The 14,021-nt window shown below is 42.1% G+C and carries 13 protein-coding genes; 12 read left to right on the forward strand and 1 reads right to left on the reverse strand.

What is annotated here, in order from left to right; genetic code table 11:
- Window positions 1-50 precede the first annotated feature (50 nt).
- Genes BN3282_RS06525 through BN3282_RS06545 form a run of 5 tightly spaced genes read left to right on the forward strand, consistent with a single transcriptional unit; the run spans window position 51 to window position 4,812 of the window.
- Complete coding sequence (locus BN3282_RS06525; RefSeq protein WP_059067633.1) at window positions 51-1,568, forward strand: VanW family protein; 1,518 nt, start codon at window positions 51-53, stop codon at window positions 1,566-1,568.
- Window positions 1,569-1,606: 38 nt separating this feature from the next.
- Window positions 1,607-2,617: an AIR synthase-related protein gene (locus tag BN3282_RS06530; protein WP_059067635.1), complete on the forward strand. Its 1,011-nt coding sequence runs from the start codon at window positions 1,607-1,609 to the stop codon at window positions 2,615-2,617.
- A gap of 18 nt (window positions 2,618-2,635) precedes the next feature.
- Window positions 2,636-3,133, forward strand: a complete 498-nt coding sequence (locus tag BN3282_RS06535) for an Lrp/AsnC family transcriptional regulator (protein ID WP_059067637.1) — start codon at window positions 2,636-2,638, stop codon at window positions 3,131-3,133.
- The gene (locus BN3282_RS06540) at window positions 3,133-4,302 is read left to right on the forward strand and encodes an aminotransferase class I/II-fold pyridoxal phosphate-dependent enzyme (protein ID WP_059067639.1); all 1,170 of its coding nucleotides are present in this window, start codon (window positions 3,133-3,135) and stop codon (window positions 4,300-4,302) included. Before BN3282_RS06535 ends, BN3282_RS06540 begins: the two co-directional genes overlap by 1 nt.
- A 15-nt stretch (window positions 4,303-4,317) precedes the next feature.
- The gene (locus tag BN3282_RS06545; RefSeq protein WP_059067641.1) at window positions 4,318-4,812 is read left to right on the forward strand and encodes a tRNA (cytidine(34)-2'-O)-methyltransferase; all 495 of its coding nucleotides are present in this window, start codon (window positions 4,318-4,320) and stop codon (window positions 4,810-4,812) included.
- A 124-nt stretch (window positions 4,813-4,936) separates the two neighbouring features.
- Here BN3282_RS06545 and BN3282_RS06550 read toward each other — a convergent pair whose 3' ends face one another.
- A complete protein-coding gene (locus tag BN3282_RS06550) occupies window positions 4,937-5,914 on the reverse strand; it encodes a LacI family DNA-binding transcriptional regulator (RefSeq protein WP_059067643.1) in 978 nt (325 codons plus the stop codon).
- Window positions 5,915-6,142: 228 nt separating this feature from the next.
- Between BN3282_RS06550 and BN3282_RS06555 the strand changes: the two genes are divergently transcribed.
- The 7 genes from BN3282_RS06555 (at window position 6,143) to BN3282_RS06585 (ending at window position 14,019) form a co-directional block, all read left to right on the forward strand.
- Window positions 6,143-7,300 carry a Gfo/Idh/MocA family protein gene (locus tag BN3282_RS06555; RefSeq protein WP_059067645.1) on the forward strand — a complete coding sequence of 386 codons (1,158 nt, stop codon included), beginning with the start codon at window positions 6,143-6,145 and terminating at the stop codon, window positions 7,298-7,300.
- Between the two features lie 12 nt (window positions 7,301-7,312).
- Window positions 7,313-8,296 (forward strand): VOC family protein, encoded by a 984-nt coding sequence (locus tag BN3282_RS06560; protein ID WP_059067647.1) that lies wholly within the window; start codon window positions 7,313-7,315, stop codon window positions 8,294-8,296.
- Between the two features lie 80 nt (window positions 8,297-8,376).
- On the forward strand, window positions 8,377-9,420 hold the full coding sequence (locus tag BN3282_RS06565; RefSeq protein ID WP_242866611.1) for an autoinducer 2 ABC transporter substrate-binding protein: 1,044 nt from the start codon (window positions 8,377-8,379) through the stop codon (window positions 9,418-9,420).
- A gap of 95 nt (window positions 9,421-9,515) precedes the next feature.
- A complete protein-coding gene (locus BN3282_RS06570) occupies window positions 9,516-11,003 on the forward strand; it encodes a sugar ABC transporter ATP-binding protein (protein ID WP_059067648.1) in 1,488 nt (495 codons plus the stop codon).
- A complete protein-coding gene (locus tag BN3282_RS06575; RefSeq protein WP_059067650.1) occupies window positions 11,000-12,022 on the forward strand; it encodes an ABC transporter permease in 1,023 nt (340 codons plus the stop codon). The genes BN3282_RS06570 and BN3282_RS06575 overlap by 4 nt, the downstream gene beginning before the upstream one ends.
- Window positions 12,006-12,968, forward strand: a complete 963-nt coding sequence (locus BN3282_RS06580; RefSeq protein ID WP_059067652.1) for an ABC transporter permease — start codon at window positions 12,006-12,008, stop codon at window positions 12,966-12,968. The genes BN3282_RS06575 and BN3282_RS06580 overlap by 17 nt, the downstream gene beginning before the upstream one ends.
- Window positions 12,969-13,710: 742 nt before the next feature.
- Window positions 13,711-14,019: a hypothetical protein gene (locus BN3282_RS06585; protein WP_059067654.1), complete on the forward strand. Its 309-nt coding sequence runs from the start codon at window positions 13,711-13,713 to the stop codon at window positions 14,017-14,019.
- Window positions 14,020-14,021 lie beyond the last annotated feature (2 nt).

Here is a 14,021-nt window from a genome sequence, read left to right on the forward strand (position 1 = left end):
ATTGCCTTATATCATATGATATTGAGGGAAAAGAGTGAGGCGGGGCGTATATGGACAAACAGAAGAGGAAGCGCAGGAAAGGCAGAAGATATACATCAGGCAAAAGGACAATGGCGGGATTGGTCCTTCTTTTGGTCTGCGCAGTCTGTGTGATCGCAGCCGTACAGTTTTTCCTGCACAGGACAATCGATCAATATGATAAGAACATTATGATACAAGGTATTTCTGTAGGGATAACAGATGTATCAGGTATGACGAAAGAAGAGGCGAAAGCAGCTGTTCTAGCGGATACAGAGAGTATTGGACAGGAGAAGATGACGCTGGTTTTGGAAAATGGCGATCAGGCAGAGACAACTTTGACAGAATTGGGGCTTACGGTAAAAAGCCTGGACAATGTGCTTAAACAGGCAGCAGACTATGGAAAAGTCGGAAATGCGGTGAATTGCTATAAAATTCTAAGAAATGCAGAAAAAGGGAAAGTTAAGAAAAATTTTCCTGTTCAGTATAAGGTGACAGAAAAAACGGCGGCGCCTGTATTAGAAGAATGTTTGGCTCCGCTTTTAAATCTTCCGGTCAATGCATATGTGACACAGGATGAAAGCGGCGTTGTCATCGTAGAAGAACAGCCGGGAGAGATACTGGATATAAAAAAGACAGTGAAGAATATCGAGCAGTTTCTGGGAAAAAAATGGAACAGAAAAGGCGGGGAAGTGCAGGCAGAAGTCAGCCATATCGAACCAGAGATGACAAAAGAAGATCTGTCGGAGATCACAGATCTTCTTGGGAGTTTTACGACTTACTATGGAAACGATGGCTCCGGGCGGGCTTTGAATGTGGAATCCGGAGCAGACCATCTAAACGGCACACTTCTCAAACCGGAAGAAGAGATCTCTGTCAATGGGGTGATGGAGCCATATACAGAGGAAAATGGTTATTATCCTGCGGCTTCCTATGAAGGAGACAGAGTCGTAGAATCTATGGGCGGCGGCATCTGCCAGGTGTCAACGACGCTGTATAATGCAGTGCTAAGAGCAGAGTTGGAAGTGACAGAGCGGCATCCTCATTCTATGCTGGTTTCCTATGTAGAACCATCTATGGATGCGGCAATCGCAGAGGATATACTGGATCTGAAATTCAAGAACAGCTATAAAACTCCTGTCTATATTGAAGCCTATTATGCAGATGGCGCTTTGACTTTCCATATCTATGGGAAAGAAACAAGAGCAGAAAACCGGACGGTGGAGTATGTAAGCGAGACACTGGAGACAGAAGAAGCAGAAGGAAAGTACTTTGTCGCTACGGAAGATCCGATCGGATACATAGCAACTCAGAGTGAGGCACATACAGGCAAGACGGCGCAGTTGTGGAAAATCGTGTATGTGGATGGACAGGAAGTCAGCAAAGAAATCATTAATTACAGTCAGTATCTGCCTTCCCAGGAAACAGTCGGAGTCGGCACAGCGTCGGATAATGCAGAATATACGGCGAAAATATCCGCAGCGGTCGAGTCGCAGGATGAGGCAAAGATACAGAAAGCCATACAAGAGATCACAGGCGGAAGTTCATAAGAAAACAGACAGAAAAACAGATAGGAAAAGAGGAATCCATGAAGGTTGGAAATCTATCACAGACCGTATGGAGACGGGATATAAAAAAGAAGATACAAGCGAGACGAAAAGAAATACTTTTTCCGCTTTCAGCAGAGGAAAATGTGTCTATGCTGAAAGAGGTTTCTCCAAAAGAGGCACCGATCTTCGCATGGGCGCAGGCGGCTGTCGGCGGAGAACATACAAAGACGGGGGTATATGCGATCCTTCGCGCGGCAGGTGATCTGGCGGCAAAAGGAGCGGAGCCGGTCGCAGTGTCGGCGCAGATCTTAAGTCCGCTAAAAGAGCAGGAAGAAAACATCGTGCGCATGGCAGCAGCCATGGAAAAATTGTGTGAAAAACTGGATATGCAGATCACCTGCATAAGAGCGGAAGGAAGTCCGTCCGTCTGTCAGACGGTCGTCCATGTGACAGCAGCAGGCATATGCAGAGAAGATGTGGGCAAAGAAAAGATAAAAGGGGACAGAGAAATTCTTTTGTGCGGATATGCAGGTCTGGAGGGAACGCTTTTGATCGAGGCAGAGGCAAAAGAAGAACTGGGCGAAAGATTTACGCCCTCCTTTTTACGGCAGACGGAGAGCTTGGAGGAAATGCTGTGTACGCCTTCTGTACTGCTGGAGGCTTATGCGCATGGCGCGTCGGCGGTGCGGCAGATTGGAAGCGGCGGGATATTGGCAGGACTCTGGGATTTGTCGGAAAGCTTGGGAATCGGGATGGAAATCGAACGGTCTCATATCCTGATCCGCCAGGAGACAGTGGAGATCTGTGAGTATTATCAATTGAATCCGTATCAGATGACCTCTGCTGGGAGCGCCCTGATCGTGACAGACAAAAGTGCGCAGCTGCTGGCGTTTTTTAAACGGGCGGGGACACGAGCCGGAAGGCTTGGGGTTGCCACGGACGGAAAAGACCGGGTAATCACAAGCGGCACAGAAAAAAGGTATCTGGACAGGCCGGCGCCGGACGAATGGCTGCGCTGGCAAAGTGAAAGAATGAATCAGAAAAAATAAAAAGCAGGAGGCAGCAACATGAATCAGAATGATTTGAGACTGGAAATACTGAAATATCTAGAAAAAAACAGTCGTGTGGACTTAAAAGAACTGGCGGTATTGCTCGGTGTATCGGAAGTAGATATAGCAAACGCCATGTCCAATATGGAACAGGAAAAGATCATATGTGGATACCATACGTTGGTAGACTGGGATAAAGCGGGCGTGGAAAAGGTGACGGCACTGATCGAGGTCCGTGTCACCCCGCAGAGGGACAGAGGCTTTGACAGGATTGCAGAACGGATCTACAGATATCCGGAAGTGTTTTCTGTGTATCTGATATCCGGCGGCTATGATCTGCTTGTTACGATAGAAGGCAAAACGCTCAAAGAAGTGTCTCGGTTTGTCTCGGAAAAACTTTCTACGATCGATGAAGTCATCAGTACTGCCACATACTTCATCCTGAAAAAATATAAGGATTATGGGACGATCATGGGACCAAAGAAAGAATCCGAAAGAATGAAGGTGACACCATAATGCGTACACCGTTATCTAAAAAGATCATTGATATACAGCCTTCCGGGATCCGAAAATTTTTCGATGTGGCAAATGAAATGGAAGATGCGATCTCGCTCGGCGTGGGCGAGCCGGATTTCGATACTCCGTGGCGTATACGGGAAGAAGGCATCTTCTCTCTGGAACGAGGGAGGACGTTTTATACTTCCAACGCAGGGCTGAAGGAATTAAGAGAGGAGATCTGCCGTTATATGGAGCGAAAGATCCATGTCTCCTATCATCCGAATACAGAGACACTGGTGACTGTCGGAGGAAGTGAAGCAATCGATGTGGGACTCCGCTGTATGCTCGATCCCGGGGACGAGGTATTGATCCCGCAGCCAAGCTACGTATCCTATCTGCCCTGCACGATCATGGCAGACGGGGTACCTGTGATCATCCCGCTCCAATATGAAAATGAATTTAAACTGACCGTAGAAGATCTGGAGAAGTATACGACAGAGAAGACAAAAGTACTGATCATGCCGTTCCCGAATAATCCTACCGGTTCGATCATGACATGGGAAGATCTGGAACCGATCGCACAGTTTGTCAAAGAGCACGATCTGTATGTGATGTCGGATGAGATTTATTCGGAACTTAGTTATAAAGGGGAGCATGTTTCTATTGCCAGCCTGCCGGGGATGCGGGAGAGGACTCTTGTGATCAACGGTTTTTCTAAAGGCTTTGCCATGACCGGCTGGAGGCTGGGATTTTGCTGCGGTCCGCAGATCCTCATCGAACAGATGATAAAACTGCATCAATTCGCGATCATGTGCGCTCCCACAACAAGTCAGTATGCGGCGGTAGAAGGACTTAGAAATTGTGAGGATGAAGTAGAGAAAATGCGCAAGGCATATAACCAGAGAAGGCGCTTTCTCATGCATGAATTTGCCAGAATGGGTCTGGAATGTTTTGAACCGTTCGGCGCCTTTTATGTATTTCCGAGTATCCAGGAATTCGGTATGACTTCGGAGGAATTTGCGACCCGGCTTCTACAGGAAGAAAAGGTGGCTGTTGTGCCGGGCACGGCATTTGGCGAATGTGGAGAAGGCTTCTTAAGGATCTCTTACGCATATTCACTGGAAGATCTCAAGGAAGCGCTGGGCAGGCTGGGACAGTTTATCCAGCGTCTGCGCAATGAAAAGTAGGAGAGGAAATATCGTATGCTCAATATTGTACTGCATGAACCGGAGATACCGGCAAATACCGGAAATATCGGACGCACCTGTGTGGCGACAAATACGCGCCTGCACTTGATAGAGCCGCTTGGCTTTAAATTAAATGAGAAGGCATTGAAACGTGCCGGAATGGATTACTGGAAAGATCTGGATGTTAGGACTTATATAGATTTTGAAGATTTTAGGCAGCAGAATCCGGGCGCGAAGATTTATATGGCGACCACGAAAGCGCCGAAGGTATATACGGAGGTTTCATACGAACCGGACTGTTATATTATGTTCGGGAAAGAAAGCGCAGGGATCCCGGAAGAGATCCTTGTAGAATATAGGGAAAACTGTGTGCGGATCCCCATGGTGGGGGAGATACGCTCTTTAAATCTGGGAAATTCTGTCGCGATCCTTCTGTATGAGGCACTCAGACAGCAGGACTTTGCGGGGATGGAACTGGAAGGACATCTGCATAGGCTGCAGTGGGAATAATAGGTATAGTGTAGCGCCCCGCAAAATTGTGGGGCGTTTTGTTTTTAGATTCTTATTACAAAAAAGTATCCACTTTCTTCTGGATATTTTTCTGGTTTTATGAATGAGCAGGAGCTTATTTTAATTAGAGGGTATCTCCTTGTTGGAAAGTAACATCAATAATTTGATGATATTCTATGTTTTCATCTCCACAAATTAGTTTCATTATTGTATTTACACAACGTTTTGCCAATTCCTCTGCATCCTGTCTGATACAGGATATGACAGGCTTTGATATTTTTGTAATGCTCATCCCGTCATATCCGAGAATTTTCAGATCTTTTGGAATTTGTCTTCCCTGATCTGCAACTAAGTGATAGAGTGCAATTGCTCCGATATCCGATGTAAATATTCCATCTACATTCATAAGCACATCATAGTATTCACTCATGAGTTGAGTGTAATAAGGGTAACTCATTCTATTCCAGTCCGCATATATAGTCTGTATGGGGATTTTGTTTTCCTTCAAAATCTTTTCGAATTCTGTATATCGCTCACTAGATGGAGTTTTTACATCCCATCTTGCCCCGACCATTACCACATTTTTACATCCTGCTTCTAACATCTTTTTAGCTGCTAGATACCCTCCTCTTCGATGATCTGAATGGATCAGAGGAATTGAAGGACCAAAATCATGATCCGTACTGACAATTGGTTTCTTTATCCTTGTGTATACATAATCTTCAAGAACCAGAGCACAGGTAATAATCCCATCTACAATATTTCGATCGAGCATATCAATGTACTCTTTTTCTCGATTGCTAGTACCAATTGTATTGCATACCATAGTTTTATACCCATAGGAATAGAGCTCGATTTCAATATTCTTGATTAATTTCCCATAGAAGGGATTTTCCAAATCTGGTATGATAACGCCAATAATCCCGGAACGTTGTTTTGAAAGATTTCTTGCCCGTTCATTTACTATATAATCTAATTCATTGATTGCCTGATCGATTTTTTTCCTCGCCTCCTCAGATACATATCCACTATTGTTAATCGCCCTTGATACTGTTGCAATACTGACTTCTGCGAGTTTCGCAACATCGTTGATTGTTGACATAGATCCCATCCTCCACCACAAAAACTATATGCTTATGTTTTTTATTATATCAAAAATATCCAAAGAATGACACATTTTAATTTATTGTGCAATATATACATTCTGAAAGCGTTTACATATATTTATTTGTACTAAATACACAAAAAACGTATTGACAAATAGTAAAACTGTCCCTATAGTGTAGATATCAATTGAGCGCTTAATTAAAAATTTTATGGAGGTGCTGTAATGAAGCAGAAACTGAATACCGCAATTGTCGGTGCCGGTTTTATCGGACCAATCCATTTGGAAAATGTTAGGAGGACTTTTGAAGCTAATGTAACTTCACTTGTCGGCTACACGATAGAAGAGGCAAAAGAAAAGGCGGAACAGTATAGTGTACCGTATTATTATGACGATATTGATAAAATGCTTGAGGATGACAGTATTGATGTGGTACATATATGTAGTCCCAATTATTTACATTATGAGATGGCAAAAAAGGTTCTCATGGCAAATAAACACTGTGTCTGTGAGAAGCCACTCACACTGACGCCTGCAGAGGCAAAAGAACTGACAGAACTTGCCAGGGAAAAAAATCTTGTTACGGCTGTACACTTTAATGTCCGATATTATCCGCTGGTAAGACATGCGAGAGAGATGGTGAAGCAAGGGGATGTTGGAAAACTTTTATCTGTGACAGGATCTTATCTGCAGGACTGGCTGCTTCTTGAAACAGATTATAGTTGGCGCCTTGAATCGTCGGTCAGTGGAAAGACACGTGCCATTGGGGACATAGGTTCTCATTGGATGGATCTTACGGAATACGTAAGCGGTCTTAAAATTACTGAAGTATTTGCGGACTTTGCAACCTTCCATAAAACGAGAAAAAAACCGAAAAACCCTATGGAAACTTGGTCAAGTAAAATTTTGACAAATGATGACTATCAGGAAGTGCCAGTGGATACGGAAGATTATGCTTCTGTACTTGTACACTACAATAACGGCGCTCAGGGAGTCTTTACTGTCAACCAGATGGCGGCTGGCCATAAGAACCGTGTATATTATGAAATTAATGGAACGGGTGCTTCCTTAATTTGGGACTCGGAACGTCCGAATGAAATGATGGTCGGACATAGAGAAAAGGGAAATGAGATTATTATGAAAGATCCAGCTCTTGTGTATCCTGAGGCGCGGGAACTGATTTCCTATCCAGGGGGACATAACGAAGGTTTTGCTGATACATCTAAACATTTGTTCAAAGAGGTATATGATTATATTCTTGCTGGTGATTATACAGAGAAGCCGTCCTTCCCTACATTTCTTGATGGGTACAGGGAAGTTATACTGTGCGAATCAATCTGCCAGAGTGCAGAGAGTGGCCAGTGGGTCAAAGTAGAGGAATAGGAGGTACAGGTTATGCAAATCAGTCAGATTGGTCTTGTTGTATCCGATGCTAAAAAGGCGATAGACAAATATATCACCTTAGAAAATATAGGCCCATGGAGTATAAAAAGAATATCTTCACAAAATGGAGCAGTTCTTATCACAGAAGCGGATGGTAAATCAGAAGAACTTGACATGACGATTGCATCGATTCAAATCGATGAGATTGAGATTGAAATAATTGAACCAGGTACTGAGAATTCTATATACAAGCGCTTCCTCAATGAAAAAGGCGAAGGGCTTCATCACATTCGAGTGAAAACGGATACCCCAGCTGAAACAGAGACTTTTCTGTCTTCGATGAAGGTAAAAGGAGTACGACAGCTTCAAGAATACATCTGGGATGGCGGAAGAGTCATCAGTCTTGATACATGGAAAGAACTTGGTGTAGTTCTTGAAGTCGCAGATACGACGCTGTCCCAAGAGGATAGAGGGGAATACTATCCTGCGGAGTACAGTACACCGATTAGTACTCACAAGATGAATATTCGGCAGTTCGCAATTGTTGTCAGAGATGCAAAACCGTATATGAAAAGTTATCGGCGTCTGCTAGGTGTTAATTCTTTTGATGTACGGCATTTTAGACCCGAAAATATGAAAAGTCTGCATGTAGAAGGCGAACTGCAGATAGAGGGGTTTGAATTTATATGTGCAGTGGTCTGGCTTGAAAATATAGAAATTGAGGTGATACAGCCTATCAAAGGGAAGAACATCTACTGGAAATTTCTTGAAACAAGAGGTGAGGGCTTTCACCATATTAAAGATGTATATCCTGATGAAGAAATTGCAAAAGAAATCAGCCGCTTAAAACCCTATGGTATTCATATCATGCAAACGGGATGGATTGATGGTGATAGTCATTACTATATGAGTACATATGATGATTTGAAGATGATTATTGAATTTGGAAACGGTGGGAAAATTGGACCGCCTGATTATTGTTATCCTGAAGATTGATTTATTTTACATTTTGAATCGCAGGACAGCTGCCAGTATAGATTAGAGGATATGTTGCAAATTGTTTATAGGAGGTTATTATGAAAAAGAAATTATTATCTTTATTTCTTGTATCTGTTATGGCATTTTCATTGGTTGCATGCGGCACCATAGATAATCAGACTGCAGATACCAGTTCATCAGAGAAAAGTTCAGGAGGATCTGACAGTAGTTCCTATACCATTGCCGTTGTACCGAAAACCACATCCCTTTCTTGGTATGAGCGTATGGAAGAAGGCGTGCAGGAATATGCGAAAGAAAATAATGTTGACGCATTTTTCACCGGTCCGTCTGAGGCAGATGGTGCATTGCAGGCTCAATATATTGAGGATCTCATTTCTCAAGGAGTAGATGCCATCTGCGTAGTTCCTCTTTCTACGGAATCTCTCGAACCAGTACTCAAAAAGGCACGTGAGGCTGGAATTGTTGTCATTACACATGAAGGAGCCGGAATGGAAAATATAGACTATGACTTGGAAGCTTTTAGTAATGTGGAGTATGGGGAACGACTCATGGAAGTTCTGGGTGAGGCTGTTGGAGGAGAAGGTGAATATATTCAGATTGTATCTGGTCTGACTTCCGCATCCCATATCGAATGGACGGCGGCAGCCCAGGAATACGCAGCTGAAAACTATCCGAATCTTACAATGTATGGTGATCTAATTGAATCTAACGATGATCAGTCCACAGCGTATGAAAAGGTTGTAGAAGCACTCACTGCAAATCCAAATATCAATGCTATTATGGGATGCTCTATGACAGATGCTTCTGGTGCTGCCTTAGCTGTTGAGGAGCTAGGACTGACAGGGCAGGTTAAAATTGTAGGCACTGGACTTGTTTCCAATGCAGGGGACTATGTAAGAAACGGAACGATCGATATGGCAACTTTCTGGGATCCGGCTCTTGCAGGTGAGGCACTGATAGAAATGGCAGTTATGACTTTAAATGGTGAGCAACTCGCTGAGGGCGCTGATCTTGGTGTAGATGGATATACCAAGATGACGTTGGAAGGAAATGTACTTCAGGGACAGGCGTGGATTGAAGTAACCGAAGACAACGTTGACGATCCTGCTTATGACTTTTAAGCAAATCATACGGCACTAAAAGAGGCAGAGTGGAAAAAGGATATTCCCGTCTGCTCTGCTTCTTTTTACTATTGAATCTGAAATGAGAGGATGTTATGAAAGAACCTATACTAGAATTGAAAAATATCCAGAAATCGTTCGATGGAGTAAAGGCTCTGAAAAATGTAAATCTTACAATCTATCCCGGAGAGATACATTGTCTTGCCGGTGAAAACGGATGTGGAAAGTCAACATTGATTAAGATTATATCCGGTGCATATGAAAAGACATCCGGTGAGATTTATATAGAAGGTAAGAAAACTGAAAGGCTTACTCCTATGAAATCCATCGAAAAAGGAATTCAGGTCATTTATCAAGATTTTGCTGTTTTCCCTAATCTAACTGTTGCCGAAAACATTTCGATGAATAAGATACTCATGGAGAAGCAAAAGATTATCAATTGGAAAGAAGCAAAAAAGACTGCTATTGATGGAATAAAACAGATTGGGGCCAGAATGGATCCGGATGCTGTTGTAGGTAATCTGCCCGTAGCTGATAAACAGATGGTGGCAATATGCCGCGCTATCATTAATGATGCCAAAATACTCATCCTAGATGAACCCACAACCGCATTGACTACGAAAGAAATTACGATGTTGTATAAGATCCTGCGCAGACTTCGCGAAAAAAATATGGCAATAATACTTGTGAATCATAAGCTCAATGAAATATATGAAATTGCCGATCGTCTTACAATATTAAGGAATGGTGAAAATGTTGCAACTGGAATGATTGTTGAATTTACAAACGAACGGTTTATAAAATGTATGACTGGGCGAGAGCTCAAACAGACAGTTTGGAAGCCGGAGCCAGGCGGCAAAGAAATTTTTAAAGTAAGTAAATTGGCAAGCATTGGCGTATTTGATGATATCAGTTTCGAATTATATAAAGGTGATATTTTGGGAATAACTGGTCTTCTAGGATCAGGACGAAGTGAAATCGGTGAAGCACTCTTCGGATTAAAGAAAATTGATTCTGGAGAAATATATCTTAAGGGACGTCCTTTACAAATTCATTCTGTTCAGGATGCAGTCAGAAATAAAATTGCATATGTTCCAGAGGACAGACTTACAGAGGGACTCTTTCTCGATAGTTCCATTCGAGATAATACAGTGGTGGCCTCTTTGAAAAAGTATAAAATAAAGCATCGAATGGATCGAAGAAAAATGATTTCTGCCACCATAGAATGGATTAAAAAGCTAGGGTGTGTTGCCAATTCCCCAAATGCTGCAATCAGAACTCTTTCCGGAGGCAATGCTCAGAAAATTGTAATAGCCAAATGGTTGAATACAAATCCAGATTTGCTGATTTTAAACGGACCAACTGTAGGTGTCGATGTTGGTGCAAAATCTGATATACATGAAATATTACATAACCTTGCAAATGACGGTGTGGGGATTATCATAATATCAGATGACCTACAGGAAATACTTCAAAACTGTAACAAAATACTTGTAATCCGTAAAGGGCACACCGCAGGAGTAGTAAGCTCCTCTTCTCTGGACGAGCAGGAACTGCAGAAAATGTTGGGAGGCTCAAAATGAAACAAAAAATATTAAAGACTGTAACGCGCAATGAGGCGATTGTTACATATATCATACTTGTGCTTTGTATACTAATTAGTTTAAAAAATCCCGCCTTCCTGGATGCTTCAACAGGCATATCACTTTCACGTGCCATGCTGGTTACATTGATTTTTGCGTTATGTGAAATGGTGACGATTGTATCTGGAGGAATTGACGTATCTTTTCCTGCAGTAGCTTCCTTGGCTCTTTATGCCACATCAATGCTGGCTGTTACACTGGAGATTAATAATGTGTTCCTTTTGTTTTTAGTTGCAGGCACCATTGGACTTGCATGCGGAATCATAAATGGGCTTCTTATTGTAAAATGCAAGATCTATCCGTTGATTGCCACGCTTGGTATGAGTAGCGTGATCAATGGCGGAACACTAGCGTTTATCGGTACTAGAGAGCTTTCCTCTCTGCCGGCAGGAATGGATAAACTGTCGCGAACCTTTTTATTTACATATGTAAACAAACAAGGAATTAGTTACTCTATGACCATTTTTATTCTTGTTCCCATCATTTTGAGTATCCTCGTATTCCTTATCCTGCGTTATACTGTGCTAGGGCGCGGTATTTATGCAGTTGGAGGTGATGAAAACGCAGCGAGAATTGCTGGCTTCAATGTCAGCTGGATTAAGTACTGTGTGTATGGTTTTTCTGGATTATTCGCGGGAATTGGAGGTTTTATTTATGTCATTCTCATGCGCCAGGCTAATCCACAGGTTTTGATGGGGGAGGAAATGATGGTGATTGCCGCAGTGGTGATTGGAGGAACAAAAATCACTGGAGGATACGGAACGGTAATTGGCACTATATTAGGTGTAGGGCTAATTGCATTGGTAGAGAATAACCTGATTATGCTTGGTGTCCCTTCTCACTTTCAGACATTCATGGTGGGACTGATTATCGTTCTTGGAACCTCTATCACAGCGTTGCGTGAAAAATACGGCTCAAAGGCAGTAAGGAGGCAAAAAAATCATGAAGACTTGGATTAAAACAAGAGATAAAAACACACTGTCGCTTTTTCTGCTGGCTCTTGCTATTTTCATTATAATGGGAATTCTCTCGCCGAAACAGTTCTTGGGGATTACAAATCTACAGGGGATGTGTGTGCAATTCCCAGAATACGGCATTATGTCCATTGGTATGATGATTTGTATGATGGCTGGGGGTATAGATCTTTCCCTTGTGGGCATTGCCAATCTGACCAGTATTTTGGCAACTGTATGCATGACTAGCTTGCCAGGAGCAACTGGAATCGCTATAGGTCTTATTACTGCGCTGGCAGCCGGGGGTGCCTGTGGTATGATAAATAGCGTCTTTATCGGAATTTTGAAAATCCCTCCTATGCTTATTACATTATGCGGATTACAGCTTTATACGGGCATTGGACTTGCTATTACAAAAGGACCTGCGCTTACAGGACTTCCAACAGAAATTAGCCTAATCACAAACGGTACGATAGCGGGTATTCCAATTATATTAATTATCTATATTGTAGTGGTAGTAGTTATGTCCTATTTTTTAACCCAGACCATATACGGACAGGAACTGTGTTTTTACGGATGTAACAATAAAGCTTCACGTTACTCCGGAATTGATAATCTCAAAGTAATCTTCAAGACATATATACTCTCGGGTATTCTAGGAAGTATCTGTGGAATTATCATGATATCACATTATAATTCTGCAAAATCTGATTATGGGAATACATATACATTGCTCACCCTATTAATTGCAGTTCTAGGGGGGACTTCCCCGAATGGGGGGAAAGGAAAGGTGTCAGGGGTGGTTATGGCAACCCTGTTACTTCAGATTGTGTCCAGTTCTTTTAATATTCTAAGAGTTAATTCTTATATAAAAACCTTTGTATGGGGTATGATATTGATCGTTGTAATGGTTTTAGGATATCTGATTCACCAGAAAGAGGAAACTGTATAGAAAGCTATAGCGCAAAGAGTTCCATTTGCAAATTCTCGGCTTGAGTTCGCTTGTCCTAGTAATTAAGTTCTTTTTGCATAAGAAGGTATCCTGCGGAGCGTTTTTATTTAATAGGAAATTTTTTCTCTACTAAATAAAAACGCCGTCAATCCGCCTGTTCTATATTGTAATAGTGGGATTCTTCTTATATGCCAGGCAGCAGGCATTCTAGATTTAACGTCATCTCTATCTAAAAAAATTTTTAATTTCACATTTCCCTTAGGTTATTTTCCAATATATCTTTTTCACAGGTTCATTTTTTAAGTTCATCACGAATATTAGAGCTTTTCAAATAAAAACAAAACGGAGTCCCACCAGGTACAGTAGAAGATATTACACTGAAGATAGAAAATGGATGGAATTGTATACAATAGAATGAAAAAAGAAAAAAGTGAGATACTTGTTAGAATAATGAGAAATTTGAGTGAATAATGAGAAACTTATAAAAGAAAACAGCTATATTAATAAATAAGTTTTGCATATTGCGCTTAGTTATTGTATAATGCCTATATCGTTTCGGAAGAGAAACGATTCTATTCGCTTATAATAGTGTAGGTGTACAGAGTATGATTCATCGTACATTGCCGCAAAATGCGGAAAATATGGAGCCGGCGCTCATAGGCCGTATATGCTCCAGGGAGGATATTTTTACAGATTATTTGACGAATGAAATATAAAAACACAGGAAGGTGGTGAAGCAAGTATGGTGGAAGAGACCATTCAGGCAATCCGCGAGACAGAAAAGCGGGCAGACGAAATCGTAAGACAGGCGCAGCAGAAGAGCCGAGACATACTGGAAGAAGCACAAAAACAGGCTGAAAATCTGCGGGCTGAACAGGAAAAGCAGGCGAAGATAAAGGCTTCTGCTAAGCTTGAACAGGCACGAGACAAAGAAAAGGAAACAAGAGATCTGGCAAAGCAAAAGGCTGATGAAGAAGTGCTGAAATTAAAACAGGCGGCGTCTGAAAAGCAGGAAGAAGCAATGCGTCTCGTAATTTCACAGTTAGTTTGATC

Source organism: Mediterraneibacter massiliensis, from assembly GCF_001487105.1.
Lineage (GTDB): Bacteria > Bacillota > Clostridia > Lachnospirales > Lachnospiraceae > Mediterraneibacter > Mediterraneibacter massiliensis.